Below are 23,498 nucleotides of genomic sequence, written 5' to 3'. Positions count from 1 at the left end.
AGTTGTTATCATGAATAGTTTAATCAGACAAAACCATGTCATTGTTCCGCGGCGTCCTGTATTTAATTTTACTGAAACGCCAACGCATTGGATTTATGACGATCCAATAGTTTCACAAATATTAAATTCAATTAACCCGATTACACCTGCACCAGAACGTTGGTTTTGTCAGACGTTTAGAGATGCATTGCCTTACATTCAAGATGAAAAACTTAAAGAGGCAGCAATTGCTTTCATTAAACAAGAGGGCGCTCATAGTTATGGGCACACTCTCGGAACTCGGCACATAGAGGCGTTAGGGATTGATTTAAGTCGTTATACCCAGATGACGAATTGGATATTTAATGACATGATTGGCCCAAAACCATTAGGCTATGAATTGAAGCATCCACGCTTAAAGTCGATGTGGCTAACGACCCGATTAGCAATGGTGGCTGCTGCCGAACATCTAACTGGAGTGTTAGGACATTGGGTTCTCAATGCAGAGGGACTACAACAAGCACCTGTCGATGTAGAAATGCTACGTCTGTTGCAATGGCACGGGGCCGAAGAGGTAGAACACCGTGAAGTAGCCGATGCAATGTTTAGATATTTTAGCAATAGCAATGTACTTCGAGTGGGGGCAGCGGTTTTCACGTTCCCCCTATTTATTGTTTTGGCTTATGTTGCTGTCGAAAATCTAGTAAAACAAGATGCGCAATTACCACATTGTTTTCGTTTCAAAGATTATTTCCGAGCAGCTCGACAAGATCGTGTGCCTAAGGTTGACGATATAATACGTGCCTGCTTGCGATACTTTAAGCCTCATCATAATCCTTTAAATGAGGGATCGACTGAGCAAGCATTGGTATTTTTAACAACTATAAAAGAACTTAATTAATTATTTCAAAGTGCCTTTAAAATAATTAATAATATAATCTGAAATTAAATCAGGTTCTTCTGAGCTAAGAGCATGACCTGTATGTGGTATTTCAACATATACGACCTGATCACCTAATTCCTGTTTTAATTTTTGACCATTTAATTCAGGAGGAGCTATGAAATCTTCACCAGCTTGAATGATTAAGAATTCTTTTCCACCCGCTTTCTTAAAGAATTCTCCATTCATCATTTGACCTGCATTAATTTGTGCTAATGCAAGATTAGGGTACCAACCTGTATACCAAACACTTGGATCATTTCCTGGGGCAAAAAAGGCACATTGAATAGCATCTAATCGTTCTTGTCTTGGTAAATTTAAATTAAAAGAATTTAACAGGCATTTTCTTTGTGCTTGATTTAAATCTTCCTCCCCACCTGATGCCATTAAAACTAATTTATCAACAGATTTAGGATATAAAGTTGCGATTGTTCTTGCTAAACGGTTTCCAAAAGCATGTCCAATAAAACTGGCTTTTTCGATCCCTAATTTTTGAAATGTTTTGATAATATCTTGAGCGAACATACTCATTGAAGCATTTGCTGGTGTCAAATCACCTGTACTATGTCCAATCCCTCTAGGTTGGATTAAAATCACTTGATAACCACTTTTAACTAATTTTGATGTAATTGTAGATTTGTATTCTTCTGTAAAATCTTCAACACCTCGACCTAATGAGGGAAGAATAGTGACATATTCTCCTTGGCCTTTTACTAAGCTATAAATTCGGACATGACTAGTGGCATCTCCATGCTCAACTAAAGTGTTAACTTGTAAATATTTATTGACTTCAAAATTATCTTTATTGGGAATTGTTGGTGATGTTTCTACGATAGGACTATCTGTCTTATCATTATTACATGCTGTTAGACATAAAGTAGACATTAAAATACTTACAACGAAAGCTCTTTTAAACATTTTTTGTATCCTTACAATGATTGTTGTTTATAGCAAAGTGGTATAGAAGTCTCACACTTTTCTTTTTAATCTAAAATCCTTACATAGAAGTGGCCTGTTGAAAGCATAATCATGATACTGCGGTCTAATGATTTTTTAGGAAGCCTCGTTAGATATTGCGCTATATCAATAACAGCATTAGGGACATTATCTTCAACACCATTTGTACCGTCAGTATGACTATTGAGGACAATAAGTTCATCACTTTTCCCGGCAATCGTTCCTACGATATTCTTCGTTGTTACATTCCTTTCTCCATATGTGGTTTTATCTTAATTTTTGAATGCTATAAGTTTTCAATTGGATTTAGACAAGACTCAATAATGATCTGCAACTTAAAGCACAAGGCTAAAATTTTTTCACAATCCCTTTGCTGATTTATACTTTTCCAAAGTACTGATATTATTCAATGAACCATCATGATAAATGTAAATAAAAAAAGAAAGAATAATGTATATGGGACATGAGATTGTGATTTTAGGGCATTATTAAAATGTTATAGATAATGGAAGATATTTACCTCGCAAGATGAAATATATAGTTATTCATTTTGGGGAGATAGATTTTTTTGATATTGCCCCGGAGTGGAAGAGGTCAATGCTCTAAACCAATTTATAAATGAGTTGCTTGTATTAAATCCTAAAGATTTAGCTATTGATTCGACAGTATTTTCTTTATTGTGAAGATGAATTTTAGCGAGTTCAAAGCGAACCTCATCCAAGATTTGACTATAGCTATTACTCTCTAGCTGTAAATTTCGACTTAAAGTTCTTTCATTCATACCTAGTTGTGAGGCTATAATTTTTCTTGATACTTTACCTTGATGAAGCATAAGGCGAATTCTGGAGCGTACTTGTTCAACCAGAGTTGTTTTTATGGTCATCTGTTTTATGAGCTTTCTAGCTAATTGTTCGACTGTGTCATATAAGACGGCATTCATAGTCCGCAATGGCATGCTAAGGGCTTTTTCGGAAAGAATTAAAGCTGATTCTGGCTGGCCAAAATATACAGGGCATTGAAAAGTTTGTTCGTAAATACGTAGTAAATCTAAATTATTATTTGCAATTTCATGGTTGAAATGTACGGCGAGTAAATTGGGATATCCATTATCTCGTACCAAGCGTACTAGCATAGACCAATAACCGAGATTGTATTCGGTTGCACACCGTATAAATATTGGATTTAAGGATCTACACGCCCATCCCCAATAAATAAGACCAGACTCTTTTTTTAATGATATCTTGCCAATCCTTCCTATTAACTGTTGATATCGTTGCATCATTTCTATGGCATCGCCTAGCGTACCACTTAAAGGAACTAGGTGACCTAAAACTCCATATGCTGCCGGATCAAGCCGCTGTAAAAGCTTTAATCCAATAAGTGGGTCATGATTAATATGATAGCAATAGGTAACTATACGTTCTAAATAGTACAGTGGAATACATGCATTGGGATCAACTAATGATTCTTCATCAATGCCACTTGCAGAGAGTAGATCTTCTCTGCTTGTTTGGAACATAGTGGCATTGTCTAGAATATGTTTAATCAGGCTAACTAAAACAGCACTGTCAATTGGTAGGTCTTCAGAAGATAAGTTCATTTCCATTGATCCCTATACTTTGTCTCTTTTTTTAGGGCACTCGTAATTATAACAAAGTAGGGGGTAAGAGTACTACACAAACCTACAGTGTGCGTTTAACTCTAAGTCATCTTATATAGTACATATCATTATATTTTTTATTTAAAATATATCTAACTCGATAAACGTTATAGAGAGGCTTTGGAATGCTGTTATAAAAGCAAATTGTTAAGCCAATATTTAAGGTTTTTCTTAATTATGTAATTAAATGAAAAACAATAATTAATTAAATAATTTCTAGCCAATTTCACATTGACACCTTAATTTTTGAAGATTACCATTTGCGGGCTGGCCTACATTGCCAGCTGGTTTTGACAGACCATGTAGTAAGACCGCATCAGACTTGTTCCTTTCTGAGGGATAGTTTTATGTGTGCACACCCGTTCCCTCCCGTAGCGGTAGGACGGGAGTGGGACACCTTCGGGTGTGCTGGAGTCTTACCCAGTCTGTCAACCTGCTTCCGTTCTGCCACCATAATTTATAATGCTTTGGCAGAACTCCCAATAGAAGGAGTTGGCTTTGCACATTCATTTTTTCTTGGCAGCCATTGCCAAAAGCTATAACGACACCACTTAATTCATCTTTAAACAGTTTGAAGGCTCATCGGCTTTTCAGACTTTAAGTCATTACGGCTAAAAACTTATTTCAACAATAAAACTTGAGATGTGCCAAGCACAGTCTTTACGGCTTTGCTATGCCTTTTTTTCTCCCAAAAAAGTATCTCTTTTAGAAACAACAAGAATTTATAACGGTAAAACTATGCCAACTTTAGAAACATCTTCCAAAAAATTACATGTTATTCATACTGCAATAGAGCTGTTCAATCTCTATGGATTTCACAATACGGGCGTGGACTTAATCGCCAAAAAATCCAAAATTCCTAAAGCCACTTTTTATAACTACTTTCACTCAAAAGAGCGACTTGTTGAAAGGTGTGTATCTTTTCAAAAAAGCCGATTGAAAGAAGAAGTGTTGGCAATTATTTACTCAAGCCGTTACCGAACCTCAAGCGATAAAATCAAAGAGATTATTGTTTTACATGTCAATTTTAATAGTCTGTACTATCTATTGCTTAAAGCCATTTTTGAAATTAAACAGATTTACTCTCAGGCCTACCAAATGGCAATTGAGTATAGAAAATGGCTGATTCGAGAGCTTTTTGATTTAGTTTTTAGTTTGGAAAACCGCCCATTAAAACCCGATGCCAACATGGTTTTAAATCTTATTGATGGCTTGATGTTCCAGATTTTAAGCTCAAATAGTTTGGAGGATAGGGAGGTGGTGGTGGAGAGGTTTTTTGAGGTATAAATTTTAAACTGAATTGTTTGAAAATATAGTTTTTGTGAATTTCAATTTAAATTTTCCGTTAAACTTAAATACCTATATATGTAAATGAAAAATACGTTAATATTTTCATAGTGTTGGAGTTGTATTGTGCAAAATATAAAAATTAAAAATGATTCATGCCATTTTTTTTATGAACAAGAAACAAATAGTAAGCAACTTATTAAAGTTTGCTTTGACATTTCTGATTTTGATGAACTTCAACAAGTTTATGATTTTTTTGGCGAGAAAATATATGGAAATAATCGAGAGCATTTGAATGACATTCATGCAAATACAAAACATTTTGGAAGTAACTTGTCTGCATTTCATGACTATTTAAGAGGATGTCTCATTGGTGTTTTTCTAGAAAAAAGAGATGAAATTTTATCAGTAATTATAACCAATAAAAACAATAAAAATATTGATGAGGATTGGTTGGCTTTTTTTAATATAATAGTGCAAACTTTTTTTGATTCGCATAGAGATATAAAATATGGGCTTTATATGACATTGGATTTTTCAAGAAGTATCATGGTTAATATGATGGATTATTTTAGTTTTTTAATTTCTGATTATCATAATAGACCAAAAGATGAACTAGATGAGAATGGTAATTATGTGTAAAAGTTTTTTAATTTGGTATTCTAAGTTTTGAATGTTTATAGAACTATTTTAAGGCTTCCCAATCTAAAAGGTACTTTATATGAGTAATTTGGTGACTATGCTTTCTTCTATTAAAGCTGAAAAAAATTATTTTATTGAAAAATTAGAAAAGGTTAATGGATATTCAGAACGAGAAATCGCTGAAATTGAGAAATTAAATAATATTTCTATACATGGGCAGTTAAAAGAGTTTTTAATAACAATGGGGAAGTGCTCTGGAGGCTTATTTTTAGGTGATGATTTTTACATATATAGATATTATAGAAATGCTGGATTTAATATACAAAGGCAAAAAAATTTAATGGCTGATGAAGAACTTGCTATCAATTATAGAGAGAATGGTGAGAAATTAGATTTAGCTGAAGAACAATATTTTGAGATTTGTGGTGAGAATGAACATGCTAATATTTTCTTCATGTATACAAAGGATGATAATGATTATGTTTATGAGTGGAATGAAAATACTAATACAGTAAAAAGATTTGGAACACTGTTTAATTACTTAATTCGATATAGGAAGAGTTTAGGTTCATATTCAACTCAAGGAACAATTCGAGGTGATGAAGATCCTACTTTATTCGATGAGTTAACAACAGGAAGATTATTGATTTCTAGCTAAATTTAAGTAGAAATAATACAAATTTATTTATAAAAATTCTTGCAACCTATATATTTAAACTATCTTATGAATTTTAAATTATTTTATCCAGAAATATTGGTTTTTAAATTTATAATCATTAAGTTAACTATTCTTAAGAAAGAATTTTTTATATTGTGAAAACTATTGGGGTTATCTGATGAAAGCAATAAGAGAATTAAATAAATTATTAAAATGTTATAAAACATATAGTATTGAAAGTTTGATTCATTCATTAAAATTTTATCAAAAAAATATAGTAAATTCCTTAGAAGGGGAAGATATACTTTTTCCCTATCATATAGTAGGTATGTCTATACCTTATGCCCAGTTGGCATTCTTAAAAATTGAAAATAATAATACAGATATAGATGCTTTAAATAGTTTAAATCTTGCCTTGATGTATGCAGAAGTGGGAAGAGAATTACAATTAAAAGATTTTAAAAGAAAACCTTTAGATAAAATGAATGTACATGAGTTAAAGAAGTATTTTTCAGAATTTTCTGCATTACTTTTTTGGGCGATTCTATTAAATAATAAAAATTTAGCAAAGAAATTAGCACGCCAAGTGGAATTTTGCTTACAACAACAATTTCTATCTGACTATCCTTTAAGTTATGACTATTTTTCATTATGGGCTTATTACAAATGGATTAATGAAGAATTTACATTAGAAGCAAAAATAGGCGGAAAATTTAAAGATTTGATAAATAATTGGTCATGTGAATCAGTATTTTTAGAACCATTACTTATAGATATAGCAAATTTACACTGTGAAGAATTAATAGATAATGATTTACGTAAGTATCCTCCAAAATTTATTAGCCCTCCGTTTACTTTATTGCCACTTGAAATTCATGTGATTAATAAATTAAGGGCATTGGATGAATTAGATGAAATATCTTTAAATCATCCTTTAATGAACACTCATTCTGCAAAAATTAAAGAATTTGAAGTGATAGGTGATGATTTGATTGAAACGATACAGATAAATTTTTTGTAGTTAAGTAAACTAACTAAAGCTCCCAAAGATGTACGCTTTTTATTACACATTGCTTGAAATATATACAGAAACCTCGCTAAAACGAGTTGGAAGGCTACAAACGCGAATGATACTTTAAGTTTCACTCTTCCCAATAAGTGAGGTGAGCAATGAAATTGTTAGCTTTGTTCAGTATGGGAGTTGCAGCGAGTTATTGGTATGAAACTATAAAAAATAGCAAGCCAGCTCTTCTGAAACCAACTTTTGATGAAATAGTAAAAAACTTTGTATTAGCAGAATTTAACGCCTAATACATACCGTTAATTTTAATTAAATAAAAAGCTCATCGGAAGGTGGGCTTTTTGTACATAGGATATATGTGACTTAGCATAAACGTATTTTCATACTTCTATTCTTTATCTTTTTTATTTAACTCCTCAAACATTTTATATTGCTCTTCAAATATTTTTTCATGGTTCTTCACTGTCTGTAAGTACTTAACACACTCAGGGCACTTTTCTAAAATTAATGATTGTTCAAGTCTTATAATTATCTCTTTGTTTAGCGAGTGGGAATTGCTCTTTGCTGCATTTGTAAGTTTTTCGCGAAGTTCTAAAGATAAGCGCAAGCTATATTGAGGCGATATAGGTTCGCTATCATTGATATTTGTCATAGTTATTCCATCCCTGTAATAGATTTTTGTTATAAAGTAAGACTTAAAAATAATTGTAGGGCAATTTGAGCTAAAAAACAGTACATAACTGTTTTTACTAAATAAGAAACTTAAAAAATGATGAATTTTTCTTAGAGATGTATATCTGAAATTGGAACTGAATCAATCAAAGTATTAAATTCAAAAATAAATCTAAAGAGTTAGGTTATGAAAAAAATTCTATAAATTATTCATAATCTGCAATAGTTGCGTCTTACACCATACTATTTGGTGTTCATGGGACTTTTGCTGATCCCAATATAAATTCATTTGGTATCCAGCTATATCAATGGGGAGTGGATGCACCTTAATTTGAGGATAATTATCTTTAAAATAAGCAATTTGGCATTGAGGAATCGTGAGTAAATGGTCCGTTTGTGTAATTAATCGGATTGCAGTTTCATATTGTTGGCAGCGGAAACTAATTGTTCTTTTGATCCCTTGTTTAGATAAGAAAAAATCTTCGAAGACACGACCTGTGGGACGAGAGGACACAGTAATGTGCTTAGCATCTAAATAAATTTCTTTGGTTAGATCAGTAGAGGATAATAAGGGATGCTGCTTGCGACTTATTACCACAAACTGATCTTCAGTACAGCATTCATAACCAATGCTCTCTTCAACAGAATGTTGAACATCAATCGCAAAATCGATTTTACCCGTAGAAAGCTCATGTCTTAAGTTTTTACGATCAATGCGTACGCTATTTAACTGCAAATTAGGATTAAATTGAGTTAAGTGTTGAATAATAGAGGGTAAAAAAATCCCTTCATATTCATCATTCATAGCGATGGTGAGATGCTTTAAATCTCGTGCTGGCACAAAGTCATAAGTGCTTTGAATTGCTTGATGCATCAGTTGCAATGACTGTTCAATTTTAGGCCATAAACGTTTGGCTAAAGGTGATGGAACAACACCATGCCCATCTCGAATAAAAAGTGGGTCATTAAAATGATCGCGTAAACGAGCCAACGCATGGCTAACAGCAGGTTGACTTAAAAAAAGTTGTTCACTCGCACGTGTTAGATTTTTTTCTTTATAAATTGTGACAAACACCCGAAATAGATTGAGATCAATACGAGCGAGAGAGGCGACATTATTATTCATTTCATTCATGGTTTGTTATTCAAACAATTCATTTTATTCATTGTAGCAAGTTAGGTATGTTCAGGAAATAGCACAACAAATAGAGTGATTAAAACCGTGAATTTTGAACTTAGCGCTCGTGGTAAACAATATTTAGAAAAAGTTAAGCAATTCATGGCAACTGAAATTGAGCCTATTGAAGATGAGTTTTGGGCTGAGGTTCGACGGACTTGCGACCATGAAGATTGGACTACATGGAAGTGGCCGACTGCTTTGGAAACATTAAAAAATAAGGCAAAGGAAGCTGGTTTGTGGAATATGTTCTTACCTGATGACACATTAGGTGCGGGTTTGAATATTCAAGAATATGCTCATATCGCAGAACAAACGGGGCGTAGTTTTTTAGCTCCTACCGTTTTTAACTGTAATGCTCCTGATACTGGCAACATGGAAGTTTTATGGCGTTATGGGAATGAAGCGCAGAAGAAACAATGGTTAGAACCATTATTAAAAGGTGAAATTCGTTCAGTTTTTTGTATGACCGAGCCTGAAGTTGCATCAAGTGATGCCACCAATATGCAAACTACCGCAGTTATTGAGGGTGATGAAATCGTTCTTAATGGTCGAAAATGGTGGTCATCAGGTTTAGGTGATCCGAACGCTAAAATATTGATTGTGATGGCACGTACACCCGATGAAAATAAAGGTCAACACCAACAGCATTCGATGGTTTTAGTACCTATCGATACGGCTGGAATCAAGATTGAAAGAATGCTTCCAGTTTTTAATGAAACTGAGGCACCCCATGGTCACGGTGAAATTAGTTTTAATAATGTACGTGTACCCGTGAGTAATTTCATTAGCGAAGCTGGACAAGGTTTTGCAATTGCACAAGGGCGTTTAGGGCCAGGGCGAATACACCATTGTATGCGCTGTGTGGGAGCATCGGAACGTGCCCTAGAGTTGGCAATTGATCGTGGCATGAGCCGTACAGCATTTGGTCAACCAATTTTAGAATTAGGCGGCAATAAAGAGCGTATTGCAGATGCCCGAATTGCGATTGATCAAGCTCGATTATTGACTTTGTATGCCGCGTGGAAAATGGATACTGTGGGAAATGTCGCAGCTATGACTGAAATTTCAGCCATTAAAGTAGTTGCCCCTAATGTAATGCAACAAGTCATGGACATGGCAATTCAAATTCATGGTGGAATGGGAATATCAAATGATACGCCGTTAGTTCGTTTTTTTGCTCTTGCGCGAACTTTACGTTTAGCGGATGGTCCAGATGAAGTTCATAAACGTGTTATTAGTAAAATCGAGTTAAAAAAGCGTGGATATAGCCACCATCGAGCAGAGGGGAAATAACCATGTCTGTGATTGATGTTGGTGGTCAGGTACGTCAGGGTGAAGAACTCAATATAACTGCTATACAAGACTGGCTGTTTCAACAAGGTATTTGTTTAAAAGGTATACCCAAAATAACTCAATATTCGGGTGGGGCCTCTAATTGGACTTATCGGATTGAATGCGATAATCACGATTTGATTTTACGGCGCCCACCATCAGGCACAAAAGCAAAGTCTGCTCATGATATGGTGCGGGAATATCGGGTGCAAAAAGCACTTAAGCCACTTTATCCTATGGTTCCAGAAATGGTGGCATTGTGTACAGATCACACCGTCATTGGTTGTGATTTTTATGTGATGGAACGTATCGAAGGCATAATTCTTCGTGCTGATCTGCCCCAAGACCTAAGTTTAAGTAGAGACCAGCTCAAAGTTCTCTGTACAAATATGCTGGATTCTCTAATTGCCTTACATCAACTTCCTTATCAAGGCACTGATTTAGAAATGCTAGGTAAAGGCGAGGGTTATTGTCGTCGCCAAGTTGAAGGGTGGGATAAGCGTTATGAAAAAGCATTAACGCCTGATGTACCAAATTTCAGTGAGATAAGACAATGGCTACATGCGCATGTCCCTCAAGATAGTATGACTTGTGTCATTCATAACGATTGGCGATTTGATAACCTTATTTTAGATCGACAACAACCTACTTCTATTATTGGGGTTTTAGATTGGGAAATGACGACTCTGGGCGATCCACTTATGGATTTAGGATGTGCTTTGGCCTATTGGGTACAAGATGCCGATAACGCAACATTGAAATCTATGCGTCGTCAGCCAACCTATTTACAAGGTATGTTTTTACGTCAGGAAGTCGTGGACTATTATCTGCAAAAAACAGGTTTACAAACCAATAATTGGACGTTTTACGAGGTATTTGGCTTATTTCGTTTAGCCGCTATTCTTCAGCAGATTTACTATCGTTATTACCATAAAGAAACTCAAAATCCTGAATTTAAAAATTTTTGGATTTTTGTCGAAAATTTATATGAGCGTTGCTTACAACTGACTTTACAAAACCCATGAACATAAGGAAATGATATGGCTACAAATTTATTCGATTTGACTGGAAAAATAGCCTTAGTTACAGGTGCAAGTCGTGGTATTGGTGAGGAAATTGCCAAACTTTTAGCTGAACAAGGCGCACATGTGATTGTATCTAGTCGCAAGGTTGAAGATTGCCAACGCGTTGCTAATGAAATTATTGCAGCAAATGGTAAAGCGGAAGCAGTTGCTTGTCATGTGGGTAAACTAGAAGATATTGCAGAAATTTTTGAATATATTCGTAAAGAACATGGTCGTTTAGATATTTTAGTCAACAATGCAGCTGCCAATCCTTATTTTGGGCATATTTTGGATACGGATATTGCGGCCTATAACAAAACGGTTGAAGTCAACATTCGTGGATATTTCTTTATGTCTGTCGAGGCCGGCAAATTAATGAAAGAACAGGGTGGCGGTGCAATTGTGAATACCGCATCTGTGAATGCCCTACAACCCGGAGACCAACAAGGTATTTATTCTATTACCAAAGCTGCGGTGGTGAATATGACCAAAGCATTTGCAAAAGAATGCGGACCATTGGGCATTCGAGTGAATGCTTTATTGCCGGGTCTTACCAAGACTAAATTTGCTTCAGCACTATTTGAAAATGAAGATATTTATACAAGCTGGATGAGTTCAATTCCATTACGCCGTCACGCAGAACCACGTGAAATGGCGGGTACCGTACTGTATCTTGTGTCCGGTGCTGCAAGTTATACCAATGGTGAATGTATTGTGGTTGATGGCGGTTTAACTATTTAGGGAAGAATAGCAATGTACGAACATTATTCAGGTCAAGTGGTCTTAATCACAGGTGCGGCGAGTGGATTTGGTGCATTGCTGGCAGAGCAACTGGCAAAGTATGGTGCAAAATTAGTGTTGGGTGACTTGAATATTGAAGGGTTAAATACGGTAGTTGAACCGCTACGCCAAGCAGGAGTGGAGGTGGTTGCGCAAGTGTGTGATGTCAGCTGTGAAGCAGATGTACAGGCTTTGGTGCAAAGTGCAGTTACTCAGTTTGGTAGAATCGATGTCGGGATCAATAATGCAGGTATGAGTCCGCCGATGAAAAGCTTTATTGATACCGATGAAGCAGATCTGGATTTGAGTTTTGCCATCAATGCCAAAGGTGTGTTCTTTGGAATAAAGCATCAAATTCGTCAGATGTTGCAACAAGGTGGTGGCATTATTCTGAATGTTGCTTCTGTTGCAGGTTTAGGCGCGGCTCCCAAATTGGCTGCCTATGCTGCGGCAAAGCATGCTGTGGTGGGATTAACCAAAACTGCAGCGATTGAATATGCAAATAAAGGCATTCGAGTTAATGCAATTTGTCCATTTTATACAACCACCCCGATGGTGGTCGACAGTGAACTCAAAGAGAAACAAGACTTTTTAGCGCAGGCCTCGCCAATGAAGCGTCTTGGCCATCCCAGCGAAGTGGTGGCAATGATGCTGATGATGTGTGCCAAAGAAAACTCATATCTCACAGGTCAAGCCATTGCAATTGATGGCGGCGTGACAGCTTATTAAAACATTTATTAAATACATCTTATTCATTTATTTAGGAAAAAATCATGACAATTAATTTAAACAATCGAGTGGCTATTGTTACAGGTGCTGGCGCTGGTCTAGGGCGAGAACATGCGCTGTTACTGGCTCGTTTGGGTGCAAAAGTGGTCGTGAATGATCTGGGTAGTGATGTAAACGGAAAGGGTGGCTCAACCATGGCGGCCCAAAAAGTCGTGGATGAAATTATTGCAGCGGGTGGCGAGGCGATGGCAAATGGCGCTTCAGTCACTGATATTGAACAAGTTCAACAGATGGTAGATGAAACAATTGCCCGCTGGGGTCGTGTAGATATTTTAATTAATAATGCTGGAATTCTTCGAGATAAAACCTTTAGTAAGATGTCACTAGATGACTTCCGTACAGTAATTGATGTGCATCTCATGGGGGCGGTAAATTGCACTAAAGCGGTATGGGATATCATGCGTGAGCAAAAATATGGTCGTATTGTCATGACCACTTCATCCTCTGGTCTATATGGCAATTTTGGGCAGTCCAACTACAGTGCTGCAAAAATGGCTTTGGTTGGTTTAATGCAGACGCTTGCTTTAGAAGGTGAAAAATCTAATGTTCGGGTGAACTGTCTAGCACCAACAGCTGCAACTCGTATGCTTGAAGGGTTGTTACCCGAAGAAGCACTTAAAGCTCTTGCGCCAAGTGCGGTCAGTCCTGCAATCGCGACTTTGGTTAGCGAAGATGCACCTACCCGTATGATTCTTTGCGCTGGCGCAGGTAGTTTTGAGGCAGCACACATCACCCTCACACAAGGAATTTATTTAGGTACAGATGAACAAGTTCCTCATGTTTTAGCACACCGTTTAGCTGATGTTTCAGACCGAACAGATGAGTTTGTGCCTGTCAGAGGAGGCGCTCAGGGTGAGCTTGAGCTGAAAAAGGCTTCATTAATGGCAGGAGAATAATTTTGACAAAAAATACATTAAGCATCGACCAGCTTTTTGAGTTACAAGACAAGGCACTCGGTAGCTCAGACTGGATTGCAATAGAGCAAACCATGATCAATACCTTTGCTGATGTAACACTGGATCGTCAATTTATTCATGTGGATGAAGAAGCTGCTCGTCAAACTCCCTTTGGTGGCACGATTGCACATGGTTTTTTAACGCTATCTTTACTTTCAGCTATGGCCGCCCAAGTCATTCCTACTGTACAAGGGCAGCAATCTGCCGTGAATTATGGCATCAATAATTTGCGTTTTATCAGCCCTGTACATAGCGGTAAGCGTGTGCGCGGACATTTTCACTTAAAGAATGTTTCCGAAAAAAATAAGGGAGTTTATCAATTGATCATGGAAGTCACGATTGAAATTGAAAACCAAGCCAAGCCAGCACTTGTTACAGAGTGGCTTACACTTGTGAACGTATAGGAATAAACCATGAGCAATGAATTAATTCTCTCTCGTCGTGATGTAGATTTTTTGCTATTCGATTGGCTAAAAGTCGAAGAACTTAGTCAACACAATTCTTTTGCAGGACAGGACCGTTTTGAATATACGTCTGTTTTAAACGTTTACGAGGCTTTGGCAACCGATTTATTTGCTCCTCATAATAAAAAAAATGACAGTAACGAACCTGTTTTTGATGGTGAGCGTGTGACTGTCAATCCTGAAGTCGGAGTCGCGCTTAAGGCCTTTGCTGATGCGGGTTTGATGAGTGCAGCTTTTCCATCAGATTGGAATGGGATGAACTTACCCAATACCATTGAGCGTGCAGGTATAGCATATCTACTCGGTGCCAATTCAGGAACAGCAGGCTATGCCTTTTTAACCATTGGTAATGCAAATTTATTAATGGCTCATGGTGAACCTGAAAAAGTGAAACCCTATGTCAACGCCATGATGGAAGGTAAATGCTTCGGAACGATGTGTTTATCTGAACCACAAGCAGGTTCAAGTCTTGCTGATATCCGTACACGTGCGATTAAAACAGAAGATGGTCGTTATCGCTTGTTTGGAAACAAAATGTGGATTTCCGGCGGCGAGCACGATATCTCTGACAATATTGTTCATTTAGTTTTGGCAAAAATTCCAGATGAAAATGGACAATTACCAGCAGGTGTGCAAGGCATTTCTCTGTTTACCGTACCGCGTAAATTACTGGATGAAAATGGGCAGCCAAGCGAACGTAACGATGTGGTATTGGCTGGAATTAACCATAAAATGGGCTATCGGGGAACAGTTAACTGTGTGCTGAATTTTGGGGAAGGTCGTTTCACACCCGAAGGAGAAGCAGGTGCAATTGGCGAGCTAGTCGGCGAAGCTGGTAAAGGGCTGGCCTATATGTTTCATATGATGAATGAAGCCCGAATTTCGGTTGGACTTGGGGCGGCAGCATTGGGATATACAGGTTATCTGCATGCTTTAGATTATGCAAAAAACCGAGTACAAGGTCGCTCTCGTAGCGAACGTAATCCAAGTTCTCCACAAATCCCGCTCATTCAACATGCAGATGTCCGCCGTATGCTGTTGGCGCAAAAAGCATATGTCTCAGGTGCATTGGCACTGTGCCTATATGCAGCCCGCTTAACCGATGATATCCACTCACTTGAAGATGCCGAGCAGCGTAATCAAGCCAATCAATTACTTGATCTATTAACTCCGGTGGTGAAAAGTTGGTCTTCTGAATGGGGACTTGTAGCAAATGATTTAGCAATTCAAGTTCATGGTGGTTACGGTTATACCCGTGAATATAATGTTGAACAGTTTTATCGGGACAATCGACTCAATCCAATCCATGAAGGAACATTTGGTATTCAGGCACTCGATTTATTAGGACGTAAAACTCGTCTTAATCAGGGGCTGTCGATGAAACTATTACATGAAAAAATCATGAATACGATCGCACAAGCCAAAGCAGAGCCTTCGTTAAAAGATCATGCAGATCACTTAGCTCAAAAGTGGCAACTCATCCAGAATGTAACAGAGAAATTACATGCTTTAACCGATGTAGAACTCCAACTGGCAAATGCCGCCAATTATCTGGAAGCCTTTGGGCATCTTGTGGTGGGGTGGTTATGGCTTGATCAAGCCGTAGTCATTCATAAACTCATGCCAAATTCAACAGACCCTGATTTTCTGCGTGGAAAGCTTGCAGCTTGTGATTATTTCTTTGGTTGGGAAATGCCAAAAATTATAAGTTGGTTAGCAGTGCTTGATCCAGTAGAGACGACTCCACTCACTATGGCAGAAGAATGGTTCTAGTAAGAACCATTCCTTAAGCGCGCCGTTGAATGGGCAGGAGAAGGACCTAAGTGTATTGAAGATGTGTTATGTCGTGGTATCAATGGGAGATGTGGAAACAGCCAGTTTATTTGAAGTTGCCGAATAAGAACCACCATGTAGAAACAAACTTCGGGCGTTCGGTATAAGAGCGCCCTAATAAGTAAAAATAAAAAATCTAGGACGGATTAAAAGATGAAAAAGAAAACTTTAGTCATGGTAATGGCTTCATTTTGTACGAGCCCACTCTATGCAGCAGCATTTGATCGAACAGGACAATCAATTTCTGCATTTCTACAACCTGATAATTATTTTGAGGCAAGTTTATCTGTTTCAGACACTTCGTTAGAAGGACAAGAAGCGGGTACAAATCCAACGCGTAATGCTATTTCTGATATTGCAAATTCTGATTATCGCCCCAGTGCAGCTTTGAAATTACAGTTAGCCCCGCAGTTTTCATTTGGCTTTCTTTATGATCAGCCATTTACATCCGACTCCGAATATTATGGAAAGAACAGCTTTGTTGCTACCCCGAACGATACGGTTTTAGTACCAGGCATTAATTCTGCAACACTTGCCCAAAAGACAGGTGGAGAAGTCGTAACAGGGAATACCAAATCGAATTTTGTTATGCAAAATTTTAGTCTGATTTTTGGTTATCAACCGAATAAAAACTGGAATTTTTATGCAGGTCCTGTTTATCAAACTTTTAAAAGTAACGTCAATTTAAGAGGTCAAGTTTTCAGTTTATATAATGGCTATGACTTTGATGCCAAAGAAGTGGGAGATTGGGGATGGACGGCAGGATTGGCTTATCAAATCCCCGAGAAAGCCATTAAAGCCTCATTGACCTATCGTTCAGAAATTATGCATGAAGTGACTGCCAATGAAAATGCACCAATGGTTGATATGTTAAGTACGCAGCAAGGCCGTGATTTTCTTGATCAGCATTTGGCGTATATGGTTTCTATAGGGCAACTCACTGAATCACGTAAAGAAGCGCTCAATCATATTGTGGCGGGCTTACCAGATGCAGGAACCTCAGGTCCAACTAAATTTAGAGCACCAGAGTCAGTGAATTTGGAATTTCAGACCGGATTACGCAAAGGCACTTTATTGTTTGGTAACGTGCGTTGGGTTCACTGGAATGATTTTGAGTTTAAACCCTATCGTTTTGGCGAAATCTCAGAAGTAGTTGGTGTTTTATCAACACCAAGTCGTCCAAATGGTTTTAATTTGGTTCGTTATTATGACGATCAATGGTCTGCCAATCTTGGCATTGGGCAACGTCTAAGTGATAAATGGTCAGGTTCAGTTTCTGTTGGTTGGGATTCGGGCGCAGGAGAACGTGTGTCCACAGGCGGGCCAGCGAAAGGTTATTACAATGTTGGTCTTGGTGCGCAATATAGTCCAACTTCAAAATACTTTATTTCAGGTGGAATGAAGTATCTATGGCTAGGTGATGCCAAAGGTCAGCTTGGCGCTCAGGCAGGCAGTGAATATTATGTCGGTGAATATAAAAATAACTATTCAATTGGTTATGGTTTGAAAATTGGTTATAAATTTTAACTTAACAATAATGACATAGATGACACAGAAGAAAATCGAAATTCCTCTCTATCATAAAGGACGATAAGATGACAAATCAGATCTGGTTAGATGAATATAAGCAATGGAAGATTGAAAGTACGATTACATTGCCTGATGAACAAACTTCACTTCTCGATTTTTGGGACAACAGTTTTAATAAGTTTCAGCAAAGAAATGCTTTTATATTTGCAGATAAATCTTTTTCTTATGCTGAAATCGATTTATATAGCCGACAAGTAGCAACATTCTTGCAAAGTTTAGGGCTAGAAAAAGGTACACGTGTTGCCGTAATGATGCCCAATATTATTCAATACCCGATTATTTCACTTGCCGTAATTCGTGCAGGTTACATTCTGGTCAATATTAATCCACTCTATACAGCACGTGAATTAAAGCATCAATTAAATGATGCAGGCGCAAAAGTCTTATTCATATTGGAACAGTTTTTACCTGTTTATGAGGCTATCAAAGAGCAAGTGTTGGTTGAGCAGATTATTACCACCACGATGACTGAAATGTTAGTCGAACAACCTGCTGAATTAGACACATCAGATTCAAAAAACTACGATTTTAAGCAAATCTTATTGAAGGTGAATGCCCAAGACTATATACGTCCTGAACTTGTTCTTGATGATACTGTGCTTTTGCAATATACGGGAGGAACAACAGGTGTATCAAAGGGTGCGGAATTAACCCATAAAAATATTGTCGCCAATTTATTACAAAATAATGTGGTTTTTAAAAGCTATTTTGGTGACCGAGATGCTTTTGAAGATGAAATAGCGATCTGTGCTTTACCGCTTTATCATATTTTTGGTTTTACTGTGTGTTTATTGCACAGTGCAATGAATAAAGGTTATGCCACTGTTTTAGTTCCAAACCCGCGTGATTTAGATGCTCTCGTGCATTGTTTTGAAAAATATCGCCCTACAGTTTTTCCTGCCGTAAATACTTTATTTAATGCACTGCTTAATCATGAAGGCTTTAATAAATTGGACCATAGCCGTTTAGAAATTACCACAGGTGGCGGTATGGCAATTTTAAAATCCACTGCCGATGGATGGGAAAAACTGACAGGACGTATTATCCGTGAAGGATATGGCTTATCAGAAACATCGCCTGTTGCTACCTTTAACCCGCCAATCTCTAATCTTTTTAGTGGCACGATTGGTATTCCTGTACCGAGTACAGATATTGCTATTTTGGATGATGAAGGTGATCAATTAGCACCCGGTGAAACTGGAGAAATTGCAATTCGTGGCCCGCAGGTCATGAAAGGTTATTGGAATTTACCTGAAGAAACTAAAGCAGTCATGACCGATGACGGTTTCTTTAGAACGGGTGATATTGGCTTCATGAATGAAAAAGGCTATACCAAAATCATTGACCGTAAAAAAGACATGATTTTAGTTTCAGGTTTTAATGTTTTTCCGAACGAAATTGAAGAAGTTTTGGCTCAACATCCAAAAATTTTAGAAGTCGCCGTGGTCGGCATTGCAGATGAAAAGTCGGGTGAAGTGCCTAAAGCCTTTATTGTTAAAAAAGATGACTCTTTATCGGTTGAAGAAATCCAGACCTATGCAAAAGAAAACCTGACAGGTTATAAACAACCACGCTATATTCAATTTATTAATGAACTACCAAAGTCGAATGTGGGTAAAATTTTAAGAAAAGAACTAAAGGTTTAATAAGAATTTTTAATTTTTTAATTAAAAACATAAGCGTATAGGACTAGAAGGTCCATCAATAAATGGAAAAAAAGGAATGAGATTATGGGTTCAGGATTAATTACCGTATTTTTACCAATTGCACTTGCAATTATTATGGCTGGTTTAGGTCTAGAGCTGACCGTAAATGACTTCAAACGTGTACGACAACACCCCAAAGCAGTCTTTATCGCATTATTTTGCCAACTGGTTATTTTAGTCAGTATTGCTTTTATTATTTGTAAGGTTCTTGCTTTACCACCAATGCTTGCTGTTGGATTAATGCTCCTTTCTGCGTCACCGGGCGGGCCAACTGCTAATTTATTTAGTTATCTCTATAAAGGTGATATCGCTTTAAATATTACTTTAACGGCTATAAATTCGGTAATTGCTGCCTTTACACTTCCATTAATCGTGAATTTTGCAATACAACACTTTATGGAAAATGGACAAAATGTAGGTTTGCAATTCTCTAAAATCATACAAGTTTTTCTCATTATTTTAGTACCTGTGGGTATTGGGATGTTAGTCCGTCATTTTTCACCGCATATGGCTGAAAAGCTCAATAAACCAGTCCGTATTTTTGCTATCGTTTTTCTCGTATCCATCATCATATTGGCAATTGCGCGAGATTACCAAAATCTGATGACATATATTGGGCAAATTGGGTTGGCAACTTTGCTGTTCTGCGTATGTAGTTTAATGGTTGGCTATTTTGTTCCACGATTATTCGGTGTAAATAGCTTTCAGGCAAAAGCTTGTGCGTTTGAAATTGGGATTCATAACAGTACCTTAGCCATGACCATTGCATTTACAGTAATGGCAAGCAATATGGCCGCTATGCCAGCAGCAGTTTATTCATTATTTATGTACATTGTTGCAGCAATTTTTGGCACATTGCTAAATCGTCTAGAAAAGAAAGAGATCGCGCAGATATCAACTACTACCTAAAACCAAAACGAATTCAAAAAAAGATCCTTTAATTCAAAATTAAAGGATCTTTTTTTTGTGGATTTAACCTTAAGGATTGGTGTCAATTGGCAAGAGGCTGTTTTCAGCCAAGTAATAGGATCAAGCGCATGATTCAACGCATATTTGGTTTGCAGCAGTTGATACAGATCTTCAATTAAGGTGGAGGAAAAATCAGTAAAAGGGTATTGGCTACCACTTCATTTCAAAGAAGTAGTTTAGAAATATTCTTTTGTCGCTAAATGCGACCTCTTTAGAGAAAAATGTCCTCCATAGCGACTTATCTATAAAAATATTTTGTCTATCATTATTGTTATTGCTAATAACAAAATGTTAGGAGGACATATGTATAAAGCAATTAATTTTATCGCGAGTCTTTGTTTAATTACAGTTGGGTTGAGTGCATGCGGAGATAATTCGAGTGAAGAAAACGTCACAATCACTCCACCAGTTGAAACAAGTGATTGTTTTTGGCAAGGCCCCTATGTAAAAGAAAATCCTGCCACTAACTTTGCTTTTCCTGATACTGGCAGCGCATATTGGAGCGCTAAATATAGCTTACCTGAAGGTGCTGTACTTCGACTAAAAGGAGATTTCCCTTACGCTCGATATATGTCTATGAATAGTTATAAAGCTGATACTTCACCTGCTGATGCTATTAGTGATAGTACAATTATTCCTAATAATAATGGCGTTAATCCATTTGTTGATGGTAGTGCTAGAAACAATTCAAATCGGTCATACACCTTAACCGTTGCGGCTGGCGAAGCCCCTGCAAGTCGGGCTGCAAATACGATGTATGATTACGCTAAAGATGGAGCAGCAGCTGTACTGCTTTATCGAGTATACATACCAAATAAAGGGAAAAACTTATTAGGTGGTGTAAGCCTACCAAAAATTGAGTTAACCACACGGCAAGGACAAGTATTAACTGGACAAGCAGCCTGTAATGCATTGAATAGTGATAATAAGATACTTAGTATTCCATTTATTCCAGCAGAAACATATGCTCAAGTTCGTAAAAACAATCCTGCTAAAGATGTTCCTATATGGCGTTCTAGTTATAACACCGCCTTTTCACTCCAATGTGATTTTGGTGGGAAATGCGATACTAACCCTGTTCGAAGCGTAGCTTTTTATGCAAATTTGGATAATCAGTACATAGGCACATTCTTAGATCGTAGTATTAAACCAATTGTTGTTATTCGTGGCAAAATTCCACAAGTACCAAAAACATTTAATGGCGAGGATCGCTTTGATAGTAAAAATGCACAACTCCGTTACTGGTCAATGTGTCAGAATGAATATTACTCTCAGAAAGTAACTGATTGTTTATTTGATGAAAATATTACAATTAATCCAGATGGGAAATATACAATTGTTACGGGACTTAGTAGTGATCGCCCAAGCAATGCAACCAAAGAGTGTGGTGTAGACTTTTTGAAATGGTCTGAAAATGGAGATGGATTCTCGATTGCTCAAGGTCGTACAGACAATAAAAATGATGCGAGAATTGTTATCCGTAATATGTTGCCATCGAGCAATTTCCATAATGCAGTTCAAAATACGAAAACCCCAGGAGACGAAAGTACTGTACTGGGTGAGTACTTACCACAAGCGCAATACTTCACGAAAGCAGAGTTTGAAGCTCTAGGATGTAATGCATACCAAAAATTAAATTTCTAATGAAATAAATATTATGGGGCGAGATGAAATATTCTCGCCTTATATTCTTTTGGAGTCATCCCAAACCAAATTTGAAATGCTTTTAGGAATTGGCTTTTTGCTTTATAGCCCAATAAGGTACTTATTTGTTGAGAGGTAAACTGTTCAGTTGCCAGATATTCAATGACTCTTTTTTTTCGTATTTCTAAGAGAATGTCATTAAAAGTCGTACTTTCATTGTTTAATCGTCTTTGCAGTGTTTTGATACTAATATTCATTGATGTGGCTATATCTTTAATATTAGGTAATAGAAAACCTAATGTCGTACAAAGCACCAAACTTACTTTTTCTTTATAAGAAATTTCTGGAAACTGTTGCTCGATCGAGTTTATGAAAGGATTGATAACTATTGGTGAATCTAACGAGACATGTTTGGTCGAATCATAAATTAATTGGTTTTTTTCTTTTGAAAATAGTGGGTATGCTTTAAACATTTTTAAGTAAATATCTAAATGGACAACATCTGGCTTATGTTGAAATTCGATTTGATCCGGCCAAAAGTTTTGCAAATGAGCTATAAGTCGTGTAACTGCAAGCATAGATCCTTCAATTTGATGATAACTAAAGAGTTCAGGTAAGTTGGGCTTAAATTTGATATTGATACTGTTGCCAGATTCTTGTAAATCAATAGAGACAACCTCTGTTAAGATACTGAAATAATGAACAATTAATCGCACAATAAAAATAAAAGGTAAATCTATTTTTTTAGTTAAGGCTGGCCCTAAGCTTAAGCTGATAATCTTATAAAAAGGTGAAAGTTTAATATCACCACTGTCGATCACTTTAAGACCTAGATTCGGTTCATTGGCAAGAGTTGCCATGTTTCTTATTTCTTGACTGATTATTTCGAGTGGAACTCGGTCCCCTGAGAAAGTTTCTAATGCAACCCAATCTTTAGAAATTGATTCAAAAAGCTCTTTTTTATCATTTTTGATTGCCCAAAGATAAAAACCTTTTCTATTGTTGGAAACAACATACTTATGAACACTAAATCCCTTTTTCATATTTTTAATAAGTTATTCTGAAAATCATAGATTACCCATTAAAACTATTAAAGAAAAGGGATGGACATGCCTGTTTTAATTTTGCCCATTTTTATAGTACATATCATTCTAATCATTATCTTTTTATTTAAAAATATATCTAGCTTGGTAAAAGTTATAGAGAGGACTTTATATTGATGTTGTAAAAGTAGAATTTAAATTATTAAGCCAATATTTAAGGTTTTCCTTAATTGTGTAATTAAATGAAAAACAATAATTAATTAAATATTTTCTAGCCAATTTCACATTGACACCTTAAATATTGCAGATTACCATTTGCGGGCTGGCCTACA

At 36.7% G+C, this 23,498-nt stretch carries 23 protein-coding genes; 17 read left to right on the top strand and 6 right to left on the bottom strand.

Translation table 11 applies throughout. The features are described from left to right. The first annotated feature begins 10 nt into the window (after positions 1–10). Positions 11–880: a metal-dependent hydrolase gene (locus ACLBWE_RS10640; protein ID WP_447602770.1), complete on the top strand. Its 870-nt coding sequence runs from the start codon at positions 11–13 to the stop codon at positions 878–880. On the opposite strand, the gene ACLBWE_RS10635 is transcribed toward ACLBWE_RS10640, so the two are convergent. The 3 genes from ACLBWE_RS10635 to ACLBWE_RS10625 all read right to left on the bottom strand — a co-directional run bounded on the left by ACLBWE_RS10635 (position 881) and on the right by ACLBWE_RS10625 (position 3,482). Next, positions 881–1,837: an alpha/beta fold hydrolase gene (locus ACLBWE_RS10635; RefSeq protein ID WP_004642942.1), complete on the bottom strand. Its 957-nt coding sequence runs from the start codon at positions 1,835–1,837 to the stop codon at positions 881–883. It lies immediately after the preceding gene. Positions 1,838–1,902: 65 nt separating this feature from the next. Beyond that, complete coding sequence (locus ACLBWE_RS10630) at positions 1,903–2,106, bottom strand: hypothetical protein (protein ID WP_447603111.1); 204 nt, start codon at positions 2,104–2,106, stop codon at positions 1,903–1,905. Positions 2,107–2,417: 311 nt separating this feature from the next. After that, positions 2,418–3,482, bottom strand: coding sequence for an AraC family transcriptional regulator (locus ACLBWE_RS10625; protein WP_004642941.1), 1,065 nt, complete (start codon positions 3,480–3,482; stop codon positions 2,418–2,420). 792 nt (positions 3,483–4,274) lie between these two features. Here ACLBWE_RS10625 and ACLBWE_RS10620 point away from each other — a divergent pair. From ACLBWE_RS10620 to ACLBWE_RS10600, 5 genes are all read left to right on the top strand, one after another. Then, positions 4,275–4,823 carry a TetR/AcrR family transcriptional regulator gene (locus tag ACLBWE_RS10620; protein ID WP_447603109.1) on the top strand — a complete coding sequence of 183 codons (549 nt, stop codon included), beginning with the start codon at positions 4,275–4,277 and terminating at the stop codon, positions 4,821–4,823. Between the two features lie 126 nt (positions 4,824–4,949). Beyond that, positions 4,950–5,465 carry a hypothetical protein gene (locus ACLBWE_RS10615; protein ID WP_447602767.1) on the top strand — a complete coding sequence of 172 codons (516 nt, stop codon included), beginning with the start codon at positions 4,950–4,952 and terminating at the stop codon, positions 5,463–5,465. A 79-nt stretch (positions 5,466–5,544) separates the two neighbouring features. Further along, positions 5,545–6,123 carry a hypothetical protein gene (locus ACLBWE_RS10610; RefSeq protein WP_447602765.1) on the top strand — a complete coding sequence of 193 codons (579 nt, stop codon included), beginning with the start codon at positions 5,545–5,547 and terminating at the stop codon, positions 6,121–6,123. A 178-nt stretch (positions 6,124–6,301) separates the two neighbouring features. Further along, positions 6,302–7,144, top strand: coding sequence for a hypothetical protein (locus ACLBWE_RS10605; protein WP_447602763.1), 843 nt, complete (start codon positions 6,302–6,304; stop codon positions 7,142–7,144). Between the two features lie 149 nt (positions 7,145–7,293). Beyond that, the gene (locus ACLBWE_RS10600; protein ID WP_005040355.1) at positions 7,294–7,434 is read left to right on the top strand and encodes a hypothetical protein; all 141 of its coding nucleotides are present in this window, start codon (positions 7,294–7,296) and stop codon (positions 7,432–7,434) included. Positions 7,435–7,532: 98 nt separating this feature from the next. Here the strand turns inward: ACLBWE_RS10600 and ACLBWE_RS10595 are convergent, their stop codons facing one another. Both ACLBWE_RS10595 and ACLBWE_RS10590 read right to left on the bottom strand, forming a co-directional pair. Then, positions 7,533–7,796, bottom strand: coding sequence for an Arc family DNA-binding protein (locus ACLBWE_RS10595; protein ID WP_447602761.1), 264 nt, complete (start codon positions 7,794–7,796; stop codon positions 7,533–7,535). A 219-nt stretch (positions 7,797–8,015) separates the two neighbouring features. After that, positions 8,016–8,951: a LysR substrate-binding domain-containing protein gene (locus tag ACLBWE_RS10590; protein ID WP_447602759.1), complete on the bottom strand. Its 936-nt coding sequence runs from the start codon at positions 8,949–8,951 to the stop codon at positions 8,016–8,018. A gap of 87 nt (positions 8,952–9,038) precedes the next feature. Here ACLBWE_RS10590 and ACLBWE_RS10585 point away from each other — a divergent pair, with 87 nt between their 5' ends. The 11 genes from ACLBWE_RS10585 to ACLBWE_RS10535 all read left to right on the top strand — a co-directional run bounded on the left by ACLBWE_RS10585 (position 9,039) and on the right by ACLBWE_RS10535 (position 22,123). Continuing rightward, entirely contained in the window at positions 9,039–10,289 is a 1,251-nt protein-coding gene (locus tag ACLBWE_RS10585; RefSeq protein WP_082249273.1) for an acyl-CoA dehydrogenase family protein, read from the top strand. Positions 10,290–10,291: 2 nt separating this feature from the next. Continuing rightward, positions 10,292–11,353 carry a phosphotransferase family protein gene (locus ACLBWE_RS10580; protein WP_447602756.1) on the top strand — a complete coding sequence of 354 codons (1,062 nt, stop codon included), beginning with the start codon at positions 10,292–10,294 and terminating at the stop codon, positions 11,351–11,353. A gap of 15 nt (positions 11,354–11,368) precedes the next feature. Next, positions 11,369–12,133 (top strand): SDR family oxidoreductase, encoded by a 765-nt coding sequence (locus ACLBWE_RS10575; protein WP_447602754.1) that lies wholly within the window; start codon positions 11,369–11,371, stop codon positions 12,131–12,133. Between the two features lie 12 nt (positions 12,134–12,145). Beyond that, positions 12,146–12,901, top strand: a complete 756-nt coding sequence (locus ACLBWE_RS10570) for an SDR family NAD(P)-dependent oxidoreductase (protein WP_447602752.1) — start codon at positions 12,146–12,148, stop codon at positions 12,899–12,901. A gap of 44 nt (positions 12,902–12,945) precedes the next feature. Further along, positions 12,946–13,857 (top strand): SDR family NAD(P)-dependent oxidoreductase, encoded by a 912-nt coding sequence (locus ACLBWE_RS10565; RefSeq protein WP_447602750.1) that lies wholly within the window; start codon positions 12,946–12,948, stop codon positions 13,855–13,857. A gap of 2 nt (positions 13,858–13,859) precedes the next feature. Next, a complete protein-coding gene (locus tag ACLBWE_RS10560; protein WP_447602748.1) occupies positions 13,860–14,321 on the top strand; it encodes a MaoC family dehydratase in 462 nt (153 codons plus the stop codon). Between the two features lie 9 nt (positions 14,322–14,330). Beyond that, on the top strand, positions 14,331–16,154 hold the full coding sequence (locus ACLBWE_RS10555) for an acyl-CoA dehydrogenase (RefSeq protein WP_447602746.1): 1,824 nt from the start codon (positions 14,331–14,333) through the stop codon (positions 16,152–16,154). Between the two features lie 213 nt (positions 16,155–16,367). After that, positions 16,368–17,741, top strand: a complete 1,374-nt coding sequence (locus ACLBWE_RS10550) for a long-chain fatty acid transporter (protein WP_447602744.1) — start codon at positions 16,368–16,370, stop codon at positions 17,739–17,741. Positions 17,742–17,809: 68 nt separating this feature from the next. Beyond that, positions 17,810–19,450, top strand: a complete 1,641-nt coding sequence (locus tag ACLBWE_RS10545; protein ID WP_447602742.1) for an AMP-binding protein — start codon at positions 17,810–17,812, stop codon at positions 19,448–19,450. Positions 19,451–19,534: 84 nt separating this feature from the next. Continuing rightward, entirely contained in the window at positions 19,535–20,419 is an 885-nt protein-coding gene (locus tag ACLBWE_RS10540) for a bile acid:sodium symporter family protein (RefSeq protein WP_447602740.1), read from the top strand. Between the two features lie 363 nt (positions 20,420–20,782). Next, positions 20,783–22,123, top strand: a complete 1,341-nt coding sequence (locus ACLBWE_RS10535) for a hypothetical protein (RefSeq protein WP_348950679.1) — start codon at positions 20,783–20,785, stop codon at positions 22,121–22,123. Between the two features lie 11 nt (positions 22,124–22,134). On the opposite strand, the gene ACLBWE_RS10530 is transcribed toward ACLBWE_RS10535, so the two are convergent. Beyond that, the gene (locus ACLBWE_RS10530) at positions 22,135–23,166 is read right to left on the bottom strand and encodes a helix-turn-helix domain-containing protein (protein WP_447602737.1); all 1,032 of its coding nucleotides are present in this window, start codon (positions 23,164–23,166) and stop codon (positions 22,135–22,137) included. Positions 23,167–23,498: the final 332 nt, after the last annotated feature.

This window comes from Acinetobacter sp. M5A5_2a (genome assembly GCF_053345265.1).
The sequence above is the reverse complement of the archived record's forward strand: the minus strand, read 5'-3'. Positions and strand labels throughout refer to the sequence as shown.